Source organism: Chryseobacterium gwangjuense (genome assembly GCF_021311115.1).
Taxonomy (GTDB): domain Bacteria; phylum Bacteroidota; class Bacteroidia; order Flavobacteriales; family Weeksellaceae; genus Chryseobacterium; species Chryseobacterium gwangjuense.
Genome location: NZ_JAJTNP010000005.1, coordinates 68,640 through 90,795, shown reverse-complemented (window position 1 = coordinate 90,795; position 22,156 = coordinate 68,640). Strand labels below are relative to the sequence as shown.

The 22,156-nt window shown below is 36.4% G+C and carries 18 protein-coding genes; 7 read left to right on the top strand and 11 right to left on the bottom strand.

The window, feature by feature from the left end:
- Position 1 precedes the first annotated feature (1 nt).
- The 7 genes from epsC to LV842_RS11005 all read left to right on the top strand — a co-directional run bounded on the left by epsC (position 2) and on the right by LV842_RS11005 (position 10,584).
- Entirely contained in the window at positions 2–832 is an 831-nt protein-coding gene (epsC, locus tag LV842_RS11035) for a serine O-acetyltransferase EpsC (protein WP_394801215.1), read from the top strand.
- A 34-nt stretch (positions 833–866) separates the two neighbouring features.
- A complete protein-coding gene (gene cysK, locus LV842_RS11030; RefSeq protein WP_233111513.1) occupies positions 867–1,778 on the top strand; it encodes a cysteine synthase A in 912 nt (303 codons plus the stop codon).
- A gap of 21 nt (positions 1,779–1,799) precedes the next feature.
- Entirely contained in the window at positions 1,800–2,645 is an 846-nt protein-coding gene (gene cobA / locus LV842_RS11025) for a uroporphyrinogen-III C-methyltransferase (protein ID WP_233111512.1), read from the top strand.
- Positions 2,635–4,344, top strand: coding sequence for a diflavin oxidoreductase (locus LV842_RS11020; protein WP_233111511.1), 1,710 nt, complete (start codon positions 2,635–2,637; stop codon positions 4,342–4,344). The genes cobA and LV842_RS11020 overlap by 11 nt, the downstream gene beginning before the upstream one ends.
- A gap of 31 nt (positions 4,345–4,375) precedes the next feature.
- Positions 4,376–6,049: an NADPH-dependent assimilatory sulfite reductase hemoprotein subunit gene (locus tag LV842_RS11015; protein ID WP_233111510.1), complete on the top strand. Its 1,674-nt coding sequence runs from the start codon at positions 4,376–4,378 to the stop codon at positions 6,047–6,049.
- A 135-nt stretch (positions 6,050–6,184) separates the two neighbouring features.
- A complete protein-coding gene (locus LV842_RS11010; protein WP_233111509.1) occupies positions 6,185–9,061 on the top strand; it encodes a TonB-dependent receptor in 2,877 nt (958 codons plus the stop codon).
- 5 nt (positions 9,062–9,066) lie between these two features.
- Positions 9,067–10,584 (top strand): TSUP family transporter, encoded by a 1,518-nt coding sequence (locus tag LV842_RS11005; RefSeq protein ID WP_233111508.1) that lies wholly within the window; start codon positions 9,067–9,069, stop codon positions 10,582–10,584.
- 130 nt (positions 10,585–10,714) lie between these two features.
- On the opposite strand, the gene LV842_RS11000 is transcribed toward LV842_RS11005, so the two are convergent.
- The 11 genes from LV842_RS11000 to LV842_RS10950 all read right to left on the bottom strand — a co-directional run bounded on the left by LV842_RS11000 (position 10,715) and on the right by LV842_RS10950 (position 22,147).
- Positions 10,715–12,115: a TolC family protein gene (locus LV842_RS11000; protein WP_233111507.1), complete on the bottom strand. Its 1,401-nt coding sequence runs from the start codon at positions 12,113–12,115 to the stop codon at positions 10,715–10,717.
- 1 nt (position 12,116) lies between these two features.
- Positions 12,117–13,274 carry an HlyD family secretion protein gene (locus LV842_RS10995; RefSeq protein WP_233111506.1) on the bottom strand — a complete coding sequence of 386 codons (1,158 nt, stop codon included), beginning with the start codon at positions 13,272–13,274 and terminating at the stop codon, positions 12,117–12,119.
- A gap of 6 nt (positions 13,275–13,280) precedes the next feature.
- On the bottom strand, positions 13,281–13,718 hold the full coding sequence (locus LV842_RS10990) for a DUF3302 domain-containing protein (protein ID WP_233111505.1): 438 nt from the start codon (positions 13,716–13,718) through the stop codon (positions 13,281–13,283).
- A gap of 17 nt (positions 13,719–13,735) precedes the next feature.
- The gene (locus LV842_RS10985) at positions 13,736–14,377 is read right to left on the bottom strand and encodes a hypothetical protein (RefSeq protein ID WP_233111504.1); all 642 of its coding nucleotides are present in this window, start codon (positions 14,375–14,377) and stop codon (positions 13,736–13,738) included.
- Between the two features lie 110 nt (positions 14,378–14,487).
- A complete protein-coding gene (locus tag LV842_RS10980) occupies positions 14,488–15,090 on the bottom strand; it encodes a Crp/Fnr family transcriptional regulator (RefSeq protein ID WP_233111503.1) in 603 nt (200 codons plus the stop codon).
- 215 nt (positions 15,091–15,305) lie between these two features.
- A complete protein-coding gene (locus LV842_RS10975) occupies positions 15,306–15,689 on the bottom strand; it encodes a VOC family protein (protein ID WP_233111502.1) in 384 nt (127 codons plus the stop codon).
- Positions 15,690–15,909: 220 nt separating this feature from the next.
- On the bottom strand, positions 15,910–16,173 hold the full coding sequence (locus tag LV842_RS10970) for a CPCC family cysteine-rich protein (protein WP_233111501.1): 264 nt from the start codon (positions 16,171–16,173) through the stop codon (positions 15,910–15,912).
- 107 nt (positions 16,174–16,280) lie between these two features.
- Positions 16,281–16,847, bottom strand: coding sequence for an REP-associated tyrosine transposase (locus LV842_RS10965; RefSeq protein WP_233111500.1), 567 nt, complete (start codon positions 16,845–16,847; stop codon positions 16,281–16,283).
- 233 nt (positions 16,848–17,080) lie between these two features.
- A complete protein-coding gene (locus tag LV842_RS10960; protein ID WP_233111499.1) occupies positions 17,081–17,449 on the bottom strand; it encodes a hypothetical protein in 369 nt (122 codons plus the stop codon).
- A gap of 525 nt (positions 17,450–17,974) precedes the next feature.
- Complete coding sequence (locus LV842_RS10955; RefSeq protein ID WP_233111498.1) at positions 17,975–18,337, bottom strand: hypothetical protein; 363 nt, start codon at positions 18,335–18,337, stop codon at positions 17,975–17,977.
- Positions 18,338–18,346: 9 nt separating this feature from the next.
- Entirely contained in the window at positions 18,347–22,147 is a 3,801-nt protein-coding gene (locus LV842_RS10950; protein WP_233111497.1) for a DUF6443 domain-containing protein, read from the bottom strand.
- Positions 22,148–22,156 lie beyond the last annotated feature (9 nt).

Genomic DNA, 22,156 nt, shown 5'->3' with positions numbered 1-22,156 from the left:
GATGGAGAGGTCAAATTATTTTATTGAAAAGATTTTTAAAAAGAAACAAAACAATGTTCTCGTTTTTTTGGATAAGAATACAACGGAAGTGTTTGTTGAAGAACTATATAAAGTATTGTTTCTTCCACAGCACATCAATACTGAAGATAAATTAAAAGAAGATTTTGCAAGATTACATAGCACTCTTTTAAACCTGATTGAAAGTATTGCTGATGACAAAATTCTTGCTAAAAAACAAACGGATCAGTTTTTTGATTCCTTACCTGAAATATATGATCAGCTGATCTTAGATGCAGAAGTGATTCTTGAATTTGATCCGGCTACAGAATCTCTGGAAGAAATTCTTCTGGCGTATCCTGGATATTTTGCCACCTATGTTTACCGGATCTCACATAAGCTTTGGAAGCAGGGAATAAGAATATTGCCCCGTATTATTTCGGAGTATGCACATAGCAAAACAGGAATAGACATTCATCCCGGAGCAGAAATAGGAAACCATTTCTTTATCGATCATGGAACCGGAATTGTGATCGGGGAAACCACGGTTATAGGAAATCATGTAAAAATATATCAGGGAGTAACCCTCGGTGCTCTTCATGTTTCCAAAGAAAAAGCAAACAAAAAAAGGCACCCGAATATTGAAGATCATGTCATTATCTATTCCGGAGCCACCATTTTAGGAGGAAATACAACGATAGGCAGAGAAAGTATTATCGGAGGAAATGTCTGGATTACACAGAATGTTCCTGCTCATTCTCTGGTTTATCATAAAAGTGAAATAAAAATCAAGGACAACAGCTCATTGCCGGAATCCTTAACCTTTGTTATATAAAAAGAAGTAAAGAAAAAATAAAAATTGAAACGGTATGAAATTCCAAAACACATTAGAAACAATCGGGAATACACCAGTAGTAAAAATCAATAAGCTTTTCAATTCAGATCATGAGATTTGGATTAAACTGGAAAAAAGTAATCCGGGAGGAAGCATCAAAGACAGAATTGCATTAGCTATGATCGAAGATGCGGAAGCCAAAGGATTACTGAACAAAGAAAGTGTCATTATAGAACCTACAAGTGGAAACACAGGAATCGGGCTTTCTTTGGTAGCAGCAGTAAAAGGATATAAGCTTATTCTGGTCATGCCCGAAAGTATGAGTGTGGAGCGCCGTAAAATTATGGAAGCTTACGGAGCAGAATTTGTACTGACTCCAAGAGAAAAGGGGATGAAAGGAGCTATTGAAAAAGCAAATGAACTGGCTCTGGAAACTCCCAATTCATGGATTCCTAAACAGTTTGACAATCCTGCCAATGTAAAAGTTCATGTAGAAACAACGGCACAGGAAATTTTAAACGATTTTCCTGACGGGTTGGATTTCATTATTACCGGAGTAGGAACTGGAGGTCACATCACAGGAATTGCAAAAGTACTGAAACAAAAATACCCTGATCTTAAAGTAATTGCTGTAGAGCCTGAATTGTCACCCGTTTTAAGTGGTGGAGAACCTGCACCGCATCCCTTACAAGGTTTAGGAGCCGGATTTATTCCATCTATATTGGATACAGCTCTTCTGGACGGAATCATTAAAATTGGAAAAGAAGAAGCTTTTGAATATGCCATTCATGCAGGTAAAAAAGAAGGCTTGTTTGTAGGAATTTCCACAGGCGCAGCCTTAGCCGCAGTAGCCAAACAACTTCCGGAAATACCATCAGGATCAAAAATATTAACGATTAATTACGATACGGGCGAAAGATACCTCTCTATTGAAGGGCTTTTCTAAACTTTAATACACAGACTTAGAATGAATAACATTATTAAAACACCAAAGGTTTACCTTATCGGTGCAGGACCCGGCAACCCTGATCTCATCACTGTAAAAGCGGTTAAAGCGATTGCTGAAGCAGATATTATTTTGTCCGATCGCTTGGTTAGTCCCGAAATTTTGGAACAGTATGCCAGTAAAAATGCAGAAATCATATATGTTGGTAAAGAATGTAGCAAAAATGCATCCACACCTCAATCTCTGATCAACGAATTAATGATTAAATATGCCTTTCAAAATAAAACCGTAGCAAGGCTTAAAGGAGGTGATGTTTCTATTTTCTCCAATATTCTGGATGAGTTACAAACCTTGAAACAAAATAAAATTTCATACGAGATTATTCCAGGGATTACAGCAGCTTTAGGAGCGGCAGCTTATGCCGGAATGCCTCTTACGGCAAGGAATTATGCAACCTCGGTACGGTTTCTTACATATTATAAATCTGAAATCCTTGATGAGAATTATTGGAATGAATTAGCAGTGACCAATGACACCCTTGTATTTTATATGTCTAAAGGAAATCTTTCGGCGCTTGTAGATAAATTCATGGAGCTCAATATTTCCAGAGATAAAAAAATCGCTGTTATCGAACAGGCAACCACGCCTTATCAAAAAGTGTATACTTCCTCTTTTGAAGATTTTAATGAAAAATTAGCCCATAAAAACTTTGCTTCCCCTTCATTGGTGATCATTGGCAAAGTAGTCCATCTTTATGAAGAATTTTCCTGGCTGGAAAATACGGAACAGGAAGGGGTATACTTTAAATCTGTAGTCAACGGAAGTCTCACCCCAACAACTCAAAATCTTTTTCAATATGCTGTCTGAAACTAAATTCAATATCCTCAAACAACTATCAGGTGATTTTTCAAGAGATGAAACGATCTGGGCAAGCGGTTATTTAGCCGGGTTAGCCGGAACGCCAATCGCTACTGTTCAGCCTATTTTACAAAGTAATCCGGTCAATGAAATTACTGTAAAGAAAATAACACTTGCGTACGGTACAGAAACCGGAAACAGTAAAAAGTTGGCTACAGAACTTGCTGCAAGTATTAAGAAAAAAGGAATCCAGGTGAAACTGGCGGATCTTTCCCAATATAAACCAAAAGACCTTCTAAAAGAGGAATTTTTCTTTGTGGTCATCAGTACACAGGGAGAAGGAGAACCACCAATTTTAGCTAAGAAATTCTATGAACACATTCATGAGAATGAATTGATCCTTAATCAGCTTAAATTTGGAATTCTTGCTTTAGGTGACAGCAGTTATCCTCAGTTTTGCAAAACAGGGGAAGACATTGATTCCCGTTTTGAAATTTTGGGAGCAGAACGTATTGTTCCTTTGAAAAAATGTGATATCGATTATGAAAAAGAGGCCCATCAATGGATTGAGCATATTTTTGAAGTGATTACAAAAACTTCAATAAAAAGTAAGCAGATTGTTTCAGTTCCGAAAGTTTCAACAGGAAGAAAGAAATACCACGGAACGGTTTCCAATATCATCAACCTCAATGATATTACTTCCGAAAAAGAAACCTATCACATTGAAATAGAATCTGATGAATCTATTGTTTATAACCCAGGTGATGCATTGGGAATCATTCCTTTCAACTCCAAAATTATAGTGAATGAAATTATTTCATTGACAGGAATTGATCCGGAAAAACAGATTGAAACTTCAAAAGTAACCGCCAGTGTAGACGAACTTCTGTATAAACATCTTAATATCAGCTATCTTCTGAAAACTACGGTAGCTCAATATGCTGAAATCACAGAACATCAGATTCCGGAAGTCCGTTTAAGTCTTCTTGATCTCCTGAAAATATATCCGGTTAAAAATGCTGCTCAATTCGAAGAAGTTATTACCATTCTTACCAGTCAGGCACCCCGTTTATATTCGGTTTCTTCCTCTCCGGAAGCGCATGGTGATACCGAAATTCACATCACAGTCACTAAGTCGGAATACCTTATAGATGATCAAAAACAAAACGGATTATGCAGTGGACTTCTCAGCGGTTTTCAAGAGGGAGACCAGTTTGAATTTTACATTCAGGAAGCCAAACACTTTAAACTTCCTCAGCCGGATAAAGACATTATTATGATCGGTCCGGGAACAGGAATCGCTCCTTTCAGATCCTTTTTGTGGGAACGGGACGCAGTAGGTGCAGAAGGAAGAAACTGGCTGTTTTTCGGAGACCGGAATTTTGTTTCGGACTTCCTTTATCAGTCGGAAATCCAGGATTTTCTTAAAACAGAGACTTTAACTCATCTGGATGTTGCGTTTTCCAGAGATACTGCCCAAAAAGTGTATGTACAACATAAGCTGGAACAAAAGGCCCAGGAAGTTTTTCATTGGCTGGAAGCGGGGGCTTCTTTATATGTCTGCGGAACCAAAGATCCGATGAGCAGGGATGTAGAGGAAACTCTTTTAAATATTATCCAAAATCAGGGAAAACGAAACATAGAAGAAGCTAAAATCTATCTTGAAGAATTGGAATTTAACGGGCGATATGCCAAAGATGTGTATTAATTGTATTCTGAAATAAAGTAAAAAGTAAAAAATGAGTAATAAAGATAATCTTTCACCGGTAGAAAGAATCAAAACCGGGAGCAATGGGCTTCGAGGAACCTTGAAGGAAAGTCTCTCCGATGAATTTACCGGAGCGATACGTGAAGATGATCAAACCCTTATTAAATTTCACGGGATGTATCAGCAGGATGATCGTGACAGGCGAGAAGAGCGTGTAGCTAAAAAATTGGAATGGCTGTATTCGTACATGATAAGACTAAGGCTTCCGGGAGGTTTCTTAACTCCGGAACAATGGATTGGATTGAATGAAGTCGCCGGGAAACATTCTACAGGAACTATAAAAATAACAACGAGGCAAACCATTCAGCTTCATGGTATTCTGAAGTCTCATTTAAGACCAACCATCCAACAATTCAATCTGCAGCACCTGGATTCTATTGCCGCATGTGGTGACGTGAACAGAAATGTAACCTGTACCTCCAATCCTTCTGAATCACCTTTACATCAGGAAGTGTATGAATTAGCCGGAAAAATAAGTGAAATGTGTTTGCCAAAAACCCAATCTTATTATGATATCTGGATAGATGATGAATTGTTAATAGACAGAAAGGCAGAGGAAGATCCGTTATATCAGGACAGGTATTTACCTAGAAAATTAAAGATCGGAATCGCTATTCCGCCTAACAATGATGTAGATGTATTCATTAATGATATTGCATTGATCGCAATTATCGAAAACAATAAAGTGGTTGGATATACTATTGCAGCAGGAGGTGGATTGGGAGCTACCCATGGAAATGAAGCCACATATCCACGTCTGGCTTCTGTACTTGGATTTGTGGATACGGAAGAAAAAGCTTTAAAGGTCGTATATGAGATCATCACCGTACAGCGTGATTTTGGAAACAGAAGCGATAGAAAACTATCAAGACTTAAATATACTATTGATAAACTTGGGATAGACGGATACAGAACAGAGGTAGAAAAAAGAACAGGCTTCCCTTTTGAACCTGCTAAAGAATTTAAATTTGAGCAAAGAAAAGACCGTTACGGCTGGGTACAGAATCATGAAGGAAAATGGTTTTATACTGTATTTGTTGAGCATGGAAGAGTGCTTGATACCAATGAATATCCTTTAAAATCAGGGTTATTAAAGATCGCTGAAACCGGAAAAGTTAATTTTCGTTTTACCTGCAATCAAAACCTTATTCTGTCTGATATTGAAGAGGAAGATAAAAAAGACATCGAAAATCTTTTAAAAGAATTCGGGATTTCCGGCTATACTGAAAATTCAAGTGCACTGCGTAAAAACTCCGTTGCCTGTGTCGCTTTGAATACCTGTTCGCTGGCTTTGGCGGAAGCACAACGTTATTTACCGTCTTTAGTCACAAAAATAGAACCTGTTCTTGAAAAATACGGCCTTTTGGAGGAAGATATCACTATTCGTATGACAGGATGCCCGAACGGTTGCGGAAGATCTCCTAATGCAGAAATCGGATTTGTAGGGACTGCTTATGGGAAATATAACCTGCATATCGGAGGCGATCGATTGGGATTGCGTCTCAATACAAAATTTAAAGAAAATATCGGCGAAGAGGAAATCCTTGAAACTCTTGATAAGCTATTGGGGATTTATATAAAAGAAAAACGTACAGACGAAACGTTTGGTGATTTCTCCTATCGTTATTTACAAACCATAAAATAAATATATGATCAATATTCTTTACCGTCAGACAAATCTCAGGAAATATTATCATGAGTTTTTAGGGATACGAATGTGTATGTGCAGTTTATCATAAATATCACAACACATTCCTATTAACCTAAAAAATGACCATCAATGAAACATAACAGACAGAACCATGTTCTGCCCAAAACAGCTATTCTATTATTTACATTTCTATTTATTAATTTCTTCCAGGCCCAGCAACAGCTTATAGAAGTAAGCGGAATTATTAAACATTTTGATACTCAGAAAGGGATTGCCGGAGTGCAGATACAGGTTGAAAATACGCAGGATATTGCACAAACAGATCAGGAAGGTCAGTTCAGATTAAGAACCAGAGTAAAAATACCTTTCAGAATTGTGATCAGTAAAGAAGGTTTTATAAGCCAGACTGTGGAAATTCTTTCCCTATCCAATAAAATCGCGATAGAGCTGAATCCTCAGAACACCATCATTAATGAAGTAGTGATTTCTGCATCTCGTGTTCCTGAAAAAGTATTAAGATCGCCCATTGCTATTGAGAAAATAGACATCAAAACCATCCGTGAAAGTCCGGCTTCCTCATTCTACGAAACCTTAGAGAATGTAAAAGGATTACAGCTCTTAACTTCGAGTCTTACCTTAAAAGTTCCCAATTCAAGAGGTTTCAACTCTCCTAACAATTTCCGCTTTATGCAATTGGTGGACGGAGTAGATGTTCAGTCTGCAACATTAGGGGTTCCGTTAGGAAATGCTATCGGACCAACGGAACTGGATATTCAGTCAATGGAAGTAACTCCCGGTGCGGCTTCTGCATTGTACGGAATGAATGCTATTAATGGATTAGCCAGTCTTCAGACTAAAGATCCGTTCACTTCCGAAGGGTTGAGTGTATATTTTCGTGGCGGAGTGAATCATGTTGACAATCTCCATCATCAAACTGCTCCTTTGGGAGAAAGTGCGATAAGATTTGCTAAGGCTTTCAATAAAAATTTAGCCATAAAAGTCAACGCTTCATATTTCAATGGAATTGATTGGATTTCGGATAATCAAACCGATCAGAACCCTAATTCACTGATTACGGCAAATCCTAAATTTTCTTTAAGCAATAATCCTGCGGAAGACCTTTGGAATAAATATGGAGATGAAAGAAACAACAGAGTAGCGGTAAAAGTAAATTATAATGGAAAACCAACAACTTTTAATGTTTCAAGGACAGGATATCTTGAGAAAGATTTGGTAAGCCCGGAAGTGAAAAATATTAAATTCGATGCAGGGTTATATTATCGTTTCGGTGATCAGTGGAGAACTTCTTATGTGTATCGCTATGGGTTATTGGATGGAACATTTCAAAGAGGAAACAAGATCCGACTGCAAAATGCAACAGTTCAGAACCATAAAGTTGAGCTTACCGGAAAAGAGCTTACATTCAGAGCCTATGTATCTATAGAAAATACAGGAGATTCTTACAATCTTAAACCTTTAGCCGATAATCTAGATCTTACGAATCTTTCTAACACGAACTGGAGAAATATATTTCAGTCTGCCTTACAAAACAACCTTAATACAGGAGCAAGCCTTAATGATGCTTTTATTTTGGCAAGACAGGAAGCCGACAAAAACAGGGTAGTTCCCGGAACCGCTGCTTTTGAACAGTTAAAAAATACCATTATTGGTATCAATAACTGGGATTCTGCGAATGGAGGAATTGCAGGTGCTCCGGCAACAGGAGGAGCAAAGTTGGAGCAGAAATCCCGTTTTTACCAGGGAGAACTTACGTATGATTTTAGCAGACTGGTAAAAGTATTCAACCTTTTGGCTGGGATTGATTACCGTTTGTATAGCATAACTCCGGATGGAAACAACTTTGTGGATTTTGACAGACCTGTAAGTGAAAGAAATATTCCTTTATCTGACGGTACTTTCGGTAAAGACGTGATCTATCAGAAATACGGGATTTTTGCACAGCTTACCAAAACATTTTTTGAAGATAAACTGAAAGTGAATATAGCATTGCGTGTTGATAGAAATCCTGAATTTGAAGCTAAATTCAACCCTAGAATAAGTGTGGTGTATTCCCCTGTGAACCAGCACAATTTTAGAGCGTCCTTTCAAAACGGATTCCGTTTTCCGTCATTATTTGAAGCGCTTTCCTTTGTGAATAACGGGAATGTAAGGAGAGTAGGAGGGCTTACTAAAGTGAATGAAGGATTAGGATACTTGGAAAACTCATATACGCTGGCTTCTATTGATAAGTTTACCTCGGCTGTTAATGCAGCAGTAGATGGAGGAGCCTCTCAAAACCAGGCGGCGTTGGACAACAGAAATCTTTTAGTAGTGGCCAATTTGCAAAAGCTACAGCCTGAAAAGATTAATTCTTTTGAAGTAGGGTATAAATCAGTGTTTTTTAATAACAAGTTGGTTATCGACTGGGACTTTTATTATAACATCTATGAAGGCTTTCTGGGACAGGTAGAAGTATCAGTTCCTAAAAATGCTAAAGTAGGAACGGATCAGGCAGTTCTTGATATGCTTGATCGAAGTAAGCAAGACAGATACAGAGTCTATACTAACAGCAACAGGACGTATAAAAGCTACGGAACATCTGTAGGAATCCGCTATAATCTTGTCAAAAATTATAATATCAATGCGAATGTATCGTATAATGATCTTATAACGTCTAATAGATCAGATCTTTTTATCACTTCTTTCAATACTCCAAAATGGACGGTAAATGTAAGTGTTGGGAACAGGGAAATTATTAAGAATATAGGTTTTTCCATTGTCGCAAGATGGCAGGATGCATTCTTATGGGAAAGTCCGTTGGCTTCAGGAGATATTCCGGCCTACTACACGATCGATGCTCAAGCTACCTGGAGAATTCCTGAAATCCGAGCTCAAATAAAAGTAGGAGCAACCAACTTATTGAACCGTCGTTATTTTCAATATGCAGCAGGACCGGAAATCGGAGGGTTGTATTATTTAGCCTTCACTTATGATTTAAAACTGTAATCAAGATGAGCAATACTTTATACCCCGTATTTTTGAAGCTCGAAAAGCTTTCATTGCTGATTATTGGAGGCGGAAAAATTGCGTTGGAAAAACTGCAGTCTGTTTTGGGCAATTCTCCGGGTACACCTATTAAATTAGTTGCTAAAGAAATTATGCCTGAAGTTAAAACTTTGCAGGAGATCTATCCGAACCTGATCTTACATGAAAGAGCTTATCATGATAATGATTTCAGTAATGTAGACCTTGTAATTGCAGCAGTGAATAATATTTCTTTAGCTGAGCATATCCGAAGTCATGCTCATTCTTATAATATACTCGTAAATATTGCCGACAAACCGGAATTATGTGATTTTTATTTAGGTTCAATTGTCCGAAAAGGAGACCTGAAAATTGCGGTTTCCACCAACGGAAAATCTCCAACTATTGCCAAAAGAGTCCGTGAAATTTTGACAGAAAGTATTCCCGATGAAATGGATAATGTATTGGACAATATGCAGGATATTCGCAATCAATTAAAAGGAGATTTCGATTACAAAGTAAAAGAGCTCAACAGGCTCACCACACAATATCTGGAAGAAGAAAAGGAGCGTGTTCTTCCATTCGATCTGGAAATAGAAAAACTGATCCAAATCACCAAAAAAGTCCAGAAAAGAGCGAATATTTATTTAGGAATTATAGGTGTCTTAATTCTTTTTGGAGTATTGGGGGGAATTATTTATCATTTTGAACTTTTAGGAGATATTCAGGTTTTTCTTGATAAGGATGGTCATATTTTTTACTGGATGTTGCTGGCTGGCTTTTTAGCAGAAATTGTTGCAGGATCTATGGGAATGGGATATGGTGTAATTTGTACAACCATATTATTATTGCTTAATGTTCCGCCACCGGTGATCAGCGCAAGTATACATTCTGCAGAATCATTTACTACTGCTGCGGGTGGTATTAGTCACTATAAGCTGGGAAATGTAAATAAAAAAATGGTTTTTGTATTATTTCCTTTGGCTATTGTAGGTTCTATTGTGGGAGCATTAACGTTATCTCATTACGGCGAATATTATGCCCATATTGTAAAGCCTATCATTGCTTGTTACACATTATATTTAGGGTTGAATATTTTAAAAAATGCATTTAAAGAGAAAAACACAGACCGTGTTAAAACCAAAAGAACAACCAATCTCAGAATATTAGGATTCATTGGCGGATTTATTGATTCTTTTGCAGGAGGTGGATGGGGTCCGTTGGTGACGGGAACACTGATCAAAGAGGGAAGAACCCCAAGATATGTAGTGGGAAGCTCAACTATCGCTAAGTTCCTGCTTACGATAACAAGTGCAATTACCTTTATTTTTACGATTGGTATCCATCATTGGAATATTGTGTTGGGACTTTTGCTGGGGGGAGTCTTTACCGCTCCATTTTCAGCCATGCTTACTTCCAAGCTGCCTACAAAGAAAATGTTTGTGGTGGTAGGGATTGTGGTAATTATCATGAGCATTATTACCATTATCAAATCATTAATATAAAAGTTGTAGTTCTTATTCAAGAGTACATAGGTTTTATTTTTGATCTTGATTTTTACTAATAAGCCCAACTTCAAAAATTTAAAGTTGGGCTTATCGTAGAAAATATTAAAAAACTAATGAAAAACCTTTTTTAGAAAATAGAACGGTTATTAGAGCCTAAAGCCATATAGAGATTAATACGCTCAATTCGTTGTTGTAAGTCGAGATCGATCGAATTCATTTCTTTTTTGATAAGGTCTCTTTGTCTTTGAATAAGAGTGAAATTATTATTATTTCCCACTTTAATTTGTTTTTTGGTCAAAACAATATTCTCCTGAAGAGATGAGAGTGCCTGCTTCTGGAAAATATTTTGCTTCTCTATGGAGCTAAGATTTGCCAAAGCAGATTCTACTTCATTAAATGCTGTAAGGACAGATTTCGCATATCCTTCAACTGCTTCTTTTTGTTCTGAGGTTTTTACTTCAATATTCTTTTTGAGCTTTCCACTATTGAAGATTGGGGTAACCAAACCTCCACCGATCTTGAGGAGCGGATTAGAAAAAAGATTATTGATTCCTTCAACATTCGTTTCAGCTGCCCCAAAAGAAGTACTGATATTGATAGAAGGTAATCTTGCTGCTTTGGCCTCTTGTACTTCATAAAAAGAGCGTTCTATTTGAAATTGCTGAGCCATCACATCAGATCTTTTTTCTAAAAGGGATAAAGGAAAAACCTCCGGAATTTCATTTTGTAAAGATGAAAATTGTCCATTTATCTTAAGTAATCCTTCAGGATATTTTCCACAAAGCATTTCCAGACTTCTTCGGGATTGGCTATTCGCATTTTTAATTTTTTCCAGATAAGATTGGAGTAAAACAACTTCAGCTTTAATATTGGATATATCTAATGCATTAGCCGTTCCTACCTTTTGCTGAACGGAATATATTTTTTCCAGATCCTGAGTTTTTGTAATATACTCTGTAATCTTCTGTTCCTGGTATTGTCCTGCAATATTCAGATAATAGGCTTTAGCAATCATGGCTGCTACTGATTGCTCCAGCATCTTTTGCTGAAATGCTGCGGAGTAATACCGGCTTACACTGGCCATTTGTCCGGATTTGTTCTTTCCCCAAAGATCAAGCTCCCAATTTGCTTTAAGCTGCAGGTTTCCGATGTGGCTACCGCTTACCAAATTATTATTGGTATTGGCAAGAGCATTAACGGTAGGGTAGAGGTTGCTTCCCGCAATGTCCATTGCTAATTCTATCTGATTGAGCTTTTCCTTTGAAATAATAATATCTGCATTGTGTACAAGTCCTTCACGAATAAGGTTTTCTAATTCAGATGTCTTCAGCTCTGTAATCCAATCGTATGAAAAATCTGCAATATGCTGGTTTTTGTCTTGTACCCATTTATCGGAGATTTCAACATTGGCTTTTATTTCACTTGTATTTTTTAAAGCATCCACAGTTTCCGGGGTCGCATTTTTATAGCCGATGCAAGAGGTCAGACTCAAAAGAATGATCGCACTTATCCCTAATTTTTTTACCATGTTAGTGAAGTTTAGGGATTAAGTAATTGATCTTACTGCTCACTCGTACCATTACTTTTCGGATGAGGTGCAGCGGTTTGATATGATCTGAATAGATTACGGCAGTTCCACGAGATCCAACGGTAAGAGAATGTTCTGCATCTTCCAAAACAAACTTGGCGATAAGTTTACCATCGGTTTCAGGTAATTGTCTGGCTGTATCGGGAATACCGGCAGTGGTACCGTTACCTCCAAGCATACCGCCTGCATTGTTCATAATACCCTGGCTTGTAGCATCAATTACATATTCTAGCTTTGCTTTTACTACCTTACCCGGCTCTGTTTTTAAGGCGATTTCTACTTCATTGCCCTTTTTTACAGATTCTAATTCATTTTGAGAGAAAAATCCAATGACAGATTGTTGCTTTTGGATCAGAACAAACGCAGATTTAAAAGGAGCCATTATAGCGCCTTCATTAAGCTGTACATTGGGAATAATTCCATCAGTTGGAGCCACGACAACAGTTTGGGAAAGATTCCATTTAGCCTGTTCTAATTTTGCTTTAATCTGAGATACCGAAGAGTTTTCGCCATCATAAGAAGCATTATATTTAGTTTCTAAAGAGCTTTTTGAAGATTGTGCAGCACTGATTCTGGACTGCAAATCCTGAGCACTTGCCATGGCTTGTTCAAGATCGAATTTATTGGCAGCACCTGCAGCCACCAATTCCTGGTATTGATTCACTCGTTTATTGGCTAAAGCCAATTGAGACTGAAGACTGCTGATATTTTTACCGGAAGCTTCAATATCTGAGGTATAAGACGATACATTGGCCTTCATGCTGCTGAGTTGTGCTTCCAGTGATTTGATTTCCTGCTTAAAAGGTTCGGGATCTAAAACAAATAAAGTATCTCCTTTTTTAACTTCCTGATTGGTTTTTACATACACCTTTTTTACTTTACCCAAAATTTGGGTGGAAATATCAACACTACGATTACCCACTTTTACATCTGAGGTGATAGGGCAGAAGTAATTAAGGCTTAATATTAAAGCAATAGATCCGAAAATAGGAAGGGAGAATACCACAACTTGTGTAGTAAAAGTCCAGGGGATGAGTTTAAGTTTTTTTATAAGGAGCCAACAGATGCCGGCATATATTCCGATTAATAATTCTAACATAGTATTTTATTCTTGAGGGTTTTGTATAGGTTCTGATAAAGGTTCTTCTTCTTCTTCTGCTGCTGGCTCGGAGATTATTTTTTTATCTTTCGAATAATCATAATTGGCCCAAATAAGAGCAACAGGCCATAGCAGTCCACCGAAAACCAGTGAAAGCAGGCACATACTTTTGATGGCGTTGAGCTGAGGATGGTTCTTCTTTTCCGCTACCTTTTCAGGATAAATATGAACTTTCCAAAACAGATAAATGCCGGCAAACGGTAAGATGAGTAAGATGATCCAGGATGCTGTATCCGCAATGGAGTCTTCTATCGTTCCTGTTGAAGCATATGTAAAACCACAACCCAGGAGTAAACATAATATTGTGAGATATTTTTGCATAAAATGTAAAAGAATAAGGGGTAAAAAACTCGGTATTACTTTTGTTGCAATACCGAGAACCATGAATGGTTGATTAAAAACTAATTTGTTCCGTAATCTTCACGAATAGCCTTGCGAAGAAAATCGGCATTTTCATGATATATTTTTATTTGCTGAGGGCTAAGAACCTGATCGAAAACTTGATCTGCATTCTTTAAACTTTTTTGAAGCTTTCGTTGTGCCTTCTTCCTTCCTCGATTGTTGCCGGCGGAGAAATAAGCATCTAATTCCGGTCGTATGCCTTCAACTACCTTTCTGTTAATATTGAAAACCGTTTCCATCTGGTCTTGGGTCAGATCCAGCATTTGAAACATAATAAAAGTTCTGAAAGTTGCTGCGCGGGCAATCTTGTCTTCATAAAATAAATCATATTGTGCCGGAGAAAGAACTTTGTACAAGGCAGCATTTCGATCTTTGAGAATTTGAACGAAATCTTTCATGTTGTCTGCCTGTGAAGTAGATAAACCGGCTCTTTTTTGGTCTAGGTCTTCTAGTGCAAGGGCAGATTGCAGATTGATCTGATAAATCTGTTGTGACTGATCAGCGGTCATTGTAAGAAATGACATTTCAGAAGTGATGTATTCACTGATTTGTTCTGCCGGGCTTGTTTGTGCTTTCGCATCAATACCCGTAAAAGTCATCAATAAGCTAAAGATGCTTACGGTAAGAATGTTTTTGTTCATTGTTTTTGTTTTAATCATTTACAGTCATGGAAAACACTGTAATTATTTGTTGTACAGTATTTTGATGCTGCGAAATTAAAACGAACAAACCTGAAAAAAGTATTCCTAAGTTATTTTTTTGGATGTTGTTTTTTCTGTATGCGGGCTGTTAATCTTGACAGAGAATTAGGGGTAATTCCCAGAAAACTAGCAACATATTTACGGTTGGCATTCCGTGTGGTAAAAGGTCGGTCTTTTAAAAAAACTTCGTATCGCAGATCCGGAGAATGGGTGCAAAGTTGCTCTGTTCGAAGTCGCAATACATTGATTACATTTTTAAGAGAATGAATATATAAATTGTAAATTCCGCGGTGGGTAAATGCCAGTTCTTCAAATTTTTGTCTGTCGAAAAGTAAAATTTCAGAATCTACAACCGCTTCAATATGATATTTAGAGGTTCGGTGACCCTCATAAAATTCCGGGATACCAACCAGAGCATGCTCTTTTTCTGAAGGAAGAAAAAGATTGTTTTCTGTACCCACTTCATTGTCAAAATACCATCTCATTAATCCGTTTTTTAAAACGAATAGCTGATCAAAATGACTTCCGGGCTCATACAGCTTTTCTTTTTTAGATAAACGCAGAGACGTACAAATTGCTGCTAATGCAGATAATTCCTGATTAGTTAAATTTTTAAAAATCTCAATTTGCGATAATTGATGATGGTCTTGCATACCCGAGAAATATAAGTAAAGATACTTATTTTTTTATGTTTTTATTTCGATGCAAAATATAAAAAAAGGAAAGAAAATAAAAACTAATTAAACAAAGCCTTAAACTCCATCAGAGAAATTAAATGGATTGAATTGAGTTCCATAAATAAAGGCTAAAAAGATCAGTCTTTTTAGCCTTATTGTATCATTAGAAAATATTGTTTTGAGATGATGATTTAATTATGATCTGTAGGTTCCCATAATTCTATTTTATTTCCTTCCATATCCAAAATATGAATGAATTTTCCATAATCAAACGTCTGAATTTCATCAAGAATAGTCACATTTTCTTTTTTTAATTCTTCTACTAATGCCTCCAGATTTTCTACTCTGTAATTGATCATGAATTCTTTGACAGCAGGTTCAAAATAGGTTGTATTTTCTGCAAATGGAGCCCATTGTGTGGTCCCTTTTTTCGAAGGGTCTTCTTCTTCGCGCCATTCAAAACTTGTTCCGTAAGGACTTGTATTGAATCCTAAGTGGGTCTTATACCATTCGTTCATTGCATTAGGATCTTTACACTTAAAGAAAATTCCGCCTATTCCTGTTACTTTTTTCATTGTTGTAAGGTTGTTTTATAGGAGGGGAAGATAACAAAAATATGATGTATAAGCTTATTCTAGGTTTTTTTTCATTTTTTAATTTGGAAAATATTTTATAAAGCTCATATTCAATTACTTTTTTAATTATTTACCTTTGGAAAGCAGTTAGAATAAAATAACCACCTTTACTGTTTGGTCTAAGTACAATTCTTGCATTAGTTCAATCATTAATATTACTTTAGTCCCTCATCTCATCTTCATTAGGTGGTCGTACTTGATTTACAAACCTTTCTTCTATTGCTCCAAATTTTACAAAATTAATTTTTGCTTCGTTTAAACTTACTCTATTTGCTCCGCCTTGATAGCTGGAGTCATTAAGCTGGACGCCATCATCTTCCCAATAACACACTGGGCAAATTTGAAAAGTATTATCTGCTCTTTGCTCTAATGTAAAATATCCACAACATGGACATTTATACTTCCTAATAATATTATTTTCCATACATTTGAAATTGTTTAAAGTAATAGTCCATTCCATTAGTTGGACGGAAGAATGTTTCAATATGCCCCCCTCGCTGCCGCGCGAATCCTTTCGTGTGGCTAAGAAAATTATAAATCAAACATTCTAAAAACTATAATATCATCCAAAAGTCCTTTTTCATTAGAATAATCAACCGCACTGCTATATTTATAATCTTCTGCACGAAAAACTAAACCTGCTTCAACAGGGTTTTGATGGATATAGTTAATTTTCTGACTGATAACTTTATTACTCCATAATTCAATAGGTTTATTATCATGTCGCCAAAATTGATATTTGTTAACATTTGAGCTTTTTGTACCTTCTTTTAAAAAGTAATCCAATAAGATTTCTCTTCTGCTTTCCTTAGGATTTTCTTTAATAGCCATTACAATTGAATTACTTGTAAACCTTTTCAAATCTCCAATCAATAACTCTGGTTTCTGTTTGTTTATACTTCTAAAAACCAAATGCACATGACTGGACATGATACACCAAGCATGAATTTCTAAATCTTTTGTTTTTTGGCAAAATCTTATACTTTCCAACAAAAGCTCTTTATACTCATTTCGGATAAATACATCAAGCCAACCTACTACAGCAAAGCTTATAAAATATAGTCCTTCTGGATTATGGAATTTATAATTTCTACTCATCACGATATGTTTTAGATAAAGATATAAAAATGCTAGTCTACAAAAAGTAATTATTAATAAAATGCCACACGAAAGGACTCGCGCGGCAGCGGGAGGGATAAGCTTATTCTAGGGATTTTTTTAATTTTTTACCATCCAGAGAAAACATAAAATTATATAACAAAAAAACCATCATAATTGATATGGGTTTTATTTTCAAAAGAGCGAAGCGCTCGCACCAGCTGGAGTTAAAGCTATTGTATTATACAAATTTTTTTATTTTTTTCGGAAGTATAATAATGATTATATTCAATTATAGTTGAATCATTCAAAATATATTCATTGGGAGATTCGATACCATGTTGTATAAGATCACTAACAGGAATCACTCTAAATGTATAGCTTTTTCCTAACTTAATATTAGTACACTTTACTCCACTTTCTTTTTTAAATACTTCTATAACATCTTTATTATCTGATATTAATAGGAAAACTTCCGAATTCTCTCTAAAAGAGATTACTTTTCTTTTAATATTAAATGATTTTGAACTTATGGTTACTTTTTTTGCTTGACAAGCCCAAGTACATAAACTTAAAAAAAATAAAAAAACTATATTTTTCATGAAATTATTTTCTTACTCTTTTATCATTTTTATAAACCATTCTACAATGGTTTTGTTAATTTATCACTAATTCTAATATATGAAGAACGATCTTCAGTCATTTGTCTATGTTTTTTCTTCAAAAATAAACAAGAGTAGGGAAATACCTACTCTTGTTTTAAGATTATCTTTTTTAATGGGTTTTGAAAATCAATGATTTATTTTTTATAGCGCTTCCATCACTAACTCTGAAACATTACTTTCAAACCAATATATTTGTTGGCAGCATTACCTATAATTAGGAAGTACATTTAACAAGAAAAACTATAAATACTAGTATTACCAAAACACCTATAAAATATCTATAAAATACCTTGATCCACTTTCTTTTTCGCTATTAATAATTTCTCTATAACCACGCTTGTCACCTATTAATTTTCTTAACAAGAAATAAACATTATCTCTTCTTCGTTCCAAAATTTTTCCAGGAATACTGCTTCCATATTTTTATTTAGGGCTTAAAAATTGCTGGTTCATGATTTTTTATTATTCCTTTAAAAAATCTTCAAAAGAATTTCCGAATTCTTCGTCTAACCCTTTTGCTAAAGCAATACCTGAATTCGCAACTAATTCAAAATCAGAAGACTTATCAAGAATTTTAAATACAGTTTCTGTAATTTCAGAATCAAAAGACTCAGTAACAATGAATTTAGGATTATTAACAGAAAAAGAGCCTTTAATATGTTTACAGCCTGATATTACTAAATAAATAACTTCTTCTTTTTTATTTGAATATATTTTTAACCCTAATTTTGTATGACTAATATCGAACAGCCATATTCTTGCCTCATCTCCTTCATAATCAACTAAAATTTCATTTATTTCCTGTATTTTTGATGATATTTTCATAATACATTTTTATTTACTTATAAATTCTACTCCATTCCAAAGAACTTGATTTCCTCCTTTTATAAATGTTGTTTTATTTAATAATGCAGGTGTACTTAATATGTGATCAAATTCAAAATTTGTCATTCCTGGCTTATGATATAATGGGTTGAAGTTTGTCACCTCAAATCTAATACCAGCTGCATTTTCAGCGGCTTCTCTAAACGAGGATCTAAAGTGATATTTATCAAAAAGCGCTTTAGCCCAATCTACTTTAGTTAAACCTGCTTTTTGCCATTGTGCTTCCTGCCAAGTTATTGCACCTGTCCCTCTATGCAAAGCTAAATCTGCATTAATTCCCAAACCAATTATTTTTCCTTCTCCTTGTACTTCTTTTAAAGCCAGCCCTGGTTTTTTTAACGCAACAGCACCAAAAATCCCCGCAGCCATTGCGAGATACCTGTTCTTGGGCTCCCAAGTGCTCATCACTTGCCCCGCAATGTCAAAGATACCTAAAAAATCACCAGTTCCACCAATCATCGTTACTCCATGGTCATTTAACCTTCCAGCATTCATCATTAAGAAGAGCTGCCTTTCCTCTTCTAAAGCCTGACGGGAATTCATTTTTTCAACAAAAGCTTGTTGATTTGCAAGTATCTGCCAAGCCCAAGTTATACTACTAGGATCGCCTACCCAAGTTAGTGGTAAAGTTGCAGTACCTGCAACATCTCCGCCACCATTGACAACCCCAATATTAGCTAATAAACCATTGGTATAATCTTCACCCCAATTGATAAAATTGCCATCATAATCTATCGACTTCATGGCAGAGTTATTGGTAAATCCAGATCCCGTATTATACCAAGTTCCTTCATACTCCATCATGGAATCAATTGTAGACATTTCTAACATTCCATTAGGATCCGTAAACATGAGTGGGCTGTTAAAGCCATAACGATATGGAGTAAGATCCGAATTTTGCTCAGCCATTGGATCTACGGCAAACCATCTTCCGATATCCGCCATGTAAATTCTGGCTCCAAAATCATAAGCTCCAAATTCCTGCAGCTCTTTACCTCCGAATTTATATTTCACATAGCTTCCTGCTCCGAAATAGGCATTTCCGGTTTTCAGATGATTCATCCCGAAAGGATAGTAATCATTGTTGTCTTTAAGCTGAAGTCCACCTGCACTATTTCTGACAAAGCTTACCCTTACATTTCCTAAATGATCTATATATTGATATATATATTGATCATTTATATAATCATAAAATCCTTCCGCGGTAGGCAAAAATTGCAGATCCGCCGTCTTGGCCCCCAAAAGCCCTTTCGGTTCCGAATCAATTGAAAAAGCCTGTGGTTCCATTGCTCTTGCCGAGAACATTTGAGGGTCTCCACCACCTCCAGAACCGGGAGCTTCCACTTTAGTATACTGGAAGCCATCCAGATAATCTGTTGTAGTTTTTGTTGTTGTGGACCCCGTAATTCCTGAGATCACCGTGGTGTTTTCTTTTCTCAGCTTTGTCCCGGCAGCACTGTATTTTGTATTGATGGTAATGTCCTCAATACCGCTTCTGTTCAAGTGTAAATAATTGGAAAGATTAAGGAAATTGTACTTAATCGCATCAATACCTTTATCCGGCATTTCCGTCATATTTCCGTTCAGATCATACTTTATAAGCTGTCCTCCACCTTCATAACCGGTCTGGTTGTAAGAGTAATCATTAATATTTGTTGCCTGGTTTCCGTTATAATCATATACCAGATTATCAATCACAGTCGCAGTATTGCTTCCGTAAGCATTAACAGAAGTCCTGTAGAGGTTAGAAATATTTCCGTTCAGGTCATAATCCAGAGATTCTGTATTTTCTTTGCTGTACGGATTGTTCGGGTTCTGATAATAGCCTGCTGAAAGTCTGTTCAGCTTATCATAAGCATATCCATATCTTTTAGGAGTCAGAGATGGGTTTACGCCTATTGTTTCTACCGATCTCCAGTCTATTTCAGCTATATTTCCGTTGTATCTGGCGGTTACGTTTTTGTTTGGAAATAAGGCGGAATCAGGATTATCAATTCCCTGTTTCTGATTGTATTTTATTTTATAAGCAAACAGTTTCCCATCCAGATTCGCCACTTCCATCTGATCTCTGTTCACATCGGTAAGCCACCCTCTGATGTTGTAGGCATAGTCTATACTCTGCAGGTTGTTTCCTACTTTTTTATTTTTTAGCTGCGACAGCTCGTTGTAGGTATTATCCGTTAAAAGCTCTTCATTCGGGTTACCGTCTACTTTATGATAATGCTGAAGCAATCTGTTCTGAGGATCATACGTATATCTTTCTCTAACGGTAACTCCTGTTTCGCCCGATTTTCTTAGATGATAGGTATTGGCATTCTGAACCACACCAGCGAAATCCAGCAAAGATTCTGTTTGGGTATAGCCTCCCAAATGATTCACAGAATGAGAACCAATAGCTCTTCCCTCCATATCATACCAGATGAAATCTTTCGTCCAGCTGTCATCTTCTATATTTTTGGTATAGGTAGCCGTAGGCAGTGTTTTGGTGCTGACAGAAGAGTTTTGACTGTCCTGAGTCAATACATTCTGACCTAAAATCTGAGTAGGAATACTGACACCTGAAGGAAGCTGAGGATAGGTATCGTAATAATTCACGCTCAGAATCGTCATACTTCCTGTCGGAAAGGCATTTTGGGTATAATATACATCTATTCCATTCAGTGTGAATGGAGTTGAGCTCCTTTCTTCATTGTTTCCTGCATTGACCGTCATATTATTGAGTGCAGTCTGCATTGTAGATCTTGTGGCAGTACTCGCAAAAAAACCGGTGTACACAATTCTTCCGAATTGATCATATTTGCTAAACATCCACCCTTTCTTAGTAAAGTTATTGGTGGTGGTCCCCAATAGGGCATCCTGTGTAAGAACCAGTCTGTCTTGTTTATCATAAACAAGATATTCCCAACCTTTTCCCGGAATTCTTTTTTCTACCAATCTCCCGAATTCATCATAACGATACTGATAACAAAGACTGTTTCTTTTGGCTTCGTCAATGCCAGCTAAAACCGATGCTAACGGTGGAATGACAAATGCCAGTTGACCATATTCATTATAAATATAATAGGTATCTACATCCTGTGTTCCGTCATTTTTTCTGATAAGTACCGTCTGTCCTTTTCCATTTTTATATTCTGCAGTGGTATTGCCATCTTCATCAGTAACAGAAGTTTTGATTAAAGAATTGACAGGGTAGTATGCTCCTGTAGCACTTAACTGAGAATCTGTTCTGCTTTCTACCCATGTTGTCGTAATGCCATATTTTTTCACTTCAGTGGCAGAAGTATTGGTCTTATAAGTATATGTTACAGGTTTATCTGACCATGCATTCCCTACATTGTAGGCTTCTTTTACCCTAGCCAATGGAAGATTTTCCAACACCTGCTTAGAGTATATCTTTTCAGCTCCATAAATGTCAGGATTGGTTGCATTATCCAAAGGATTGTCATAGAAAGATCCGTTCTGGGTTCCTGTTTGGGGAACCGGTAAATATGATTTTGAGATCCTTCCATCAGGATCGTATTCTATATGGCTGACCACATCTTTTTGAGAGGGGGAAGCCTTTACTCCAACAATCTGTTTAGGTCTTCCAAGCCCATCAAAATACTGAACGGTTTCTGCTTTTTTCACACAATCAGCATCCAAACAGCCCTTTGTATATATATAATTTTTTGTACCGGTAGGCGAGATACTTTGGGCAATTAATTGTCCTGAAGCCAATAAGAAACCTCCGATTAATAGTATTTTCTTCATGATCTTTTA

Bases quoted from the DNA above. Each gene is read 5' to 3' on its own strand.
- epsC (WP_394801215.1), top strand. From the start codon at position 2: ATGGAGAGGTCAAATTATTTTATTGAAAAGATTTTTAAAAAGAAACAA.
- cysK (WP_233111513.1), top strand. From the start codon at position 867: ATGAAATTCCAAAACACATTAGAAACAATCGGGAATACACCAGTAGTA.
- cobA (WP_233111512.1), top strand. From the start codon at position 1,800: ATGAATAACATTATTAAAACACCAAAGGTTTACCTTATCGGTGCAGGA.
- LV842_RS11020 (WP_233111511.1), top strand. From the start codon at position 2,635: ATGCTGTCTGAAACTAAATTCAATATCCTCAAACAACTATCAGGTGAT.
- LV842_RS11015 (WP_233111510.1), top strand. From the start codon at position 4,376: ATGAGTAATAAAGATAATCTTTCACCGGTAGAAAGAATCAAAACCGGG.
- LV842_RS11010 (WP_233111509.1), top strand. From the start codon at position 6,185: ATGAAACATAACAGACAGAACCATGTTCTGCCCAAAACAGCTATTCTA.
- LV842_RS11005 (WP_233111508.1), top strand. From the start codon at position 9,067: ATGAGCAATACTTTATACCCCGTATTTTTGAAGCTCGAAAAGCTTTCA.
- LV842_RS11000 (WP_233111507.1), bottom strand. From the start codon at position 12,115: ATGGTAAAAAAATTAGGGATAAGTGCGATCATTCTTTTGAGTCTGACC.
- LV842_RS10995 (WP_233111506.1), bottom strand. From the start codon at position 13,274: ATGTTAGAATTATTAATCGGAATATATGCCGGCATCTGTTGGCTCCTT.
- LV842_RS10990 (WP_233111505.1), bottom strand. From the start codon at position 13,718: ATGGTTCTCGGTATTGCAACAAAAGTAATACCGAGTTTTTTACCCCTT.
- LV842_RS10985 (WP_233111504.1), bottom strand. From the start codon at position 14,377: ATGAACAAAAACATTCTTACCGTAAGCATCTTTAGCTTATTGATGACT.
- LV842_RS10980 (WP_233111503.1), bottom strand. From the start codon at position 15,090: ATGCAAGACCATCATCAATTATCGCAAATTGAGATTTTTAAAAATTTA.
- LV842_RS10975 (WP_233111502.1), bottom strand. From the start codon at position 15,689: ATGAAAAAAGTAACAGGAATAGGCGGAATTTTCTTTAAGTGTAAAGAT.
- LV842_RS10970 (WP_233111501.1), bottom strand. From the start codon at position 16,173: ATGGAAAATAATATTATTAGGAAGTATAAATGTCCATGTTGTGGATAT.
- LV842_RS10965 (WP_233111500.1), bottom strand. From the start codon at position 16,847: ATGAGTAGAAATTATAAATTCCATAATCCAGAAGGACTATATTTTATA.
- LV842_RS10960 (WP_233111499.1), bottom strand. From the start codon at position 17,449: ATGAAAAATATAGTTTTTTTATTTTTTTTAAGTTTATGTACTTGGGCT.
- LV842_RS10955 (WP_233111498.1), bottom strand. From the start codon at position 18,337: ATGAAAATATCATCAAAAATACAGGAAATAAATGAAATTTTAGTTGAT.
- LV842_RS10950 (WP_233111497.1), bottom strand. From the start codon at position 22,147: ATGAAGAAAATACTATTAATCGGAGGTTTCTTATTGGCTTCAGGACAA.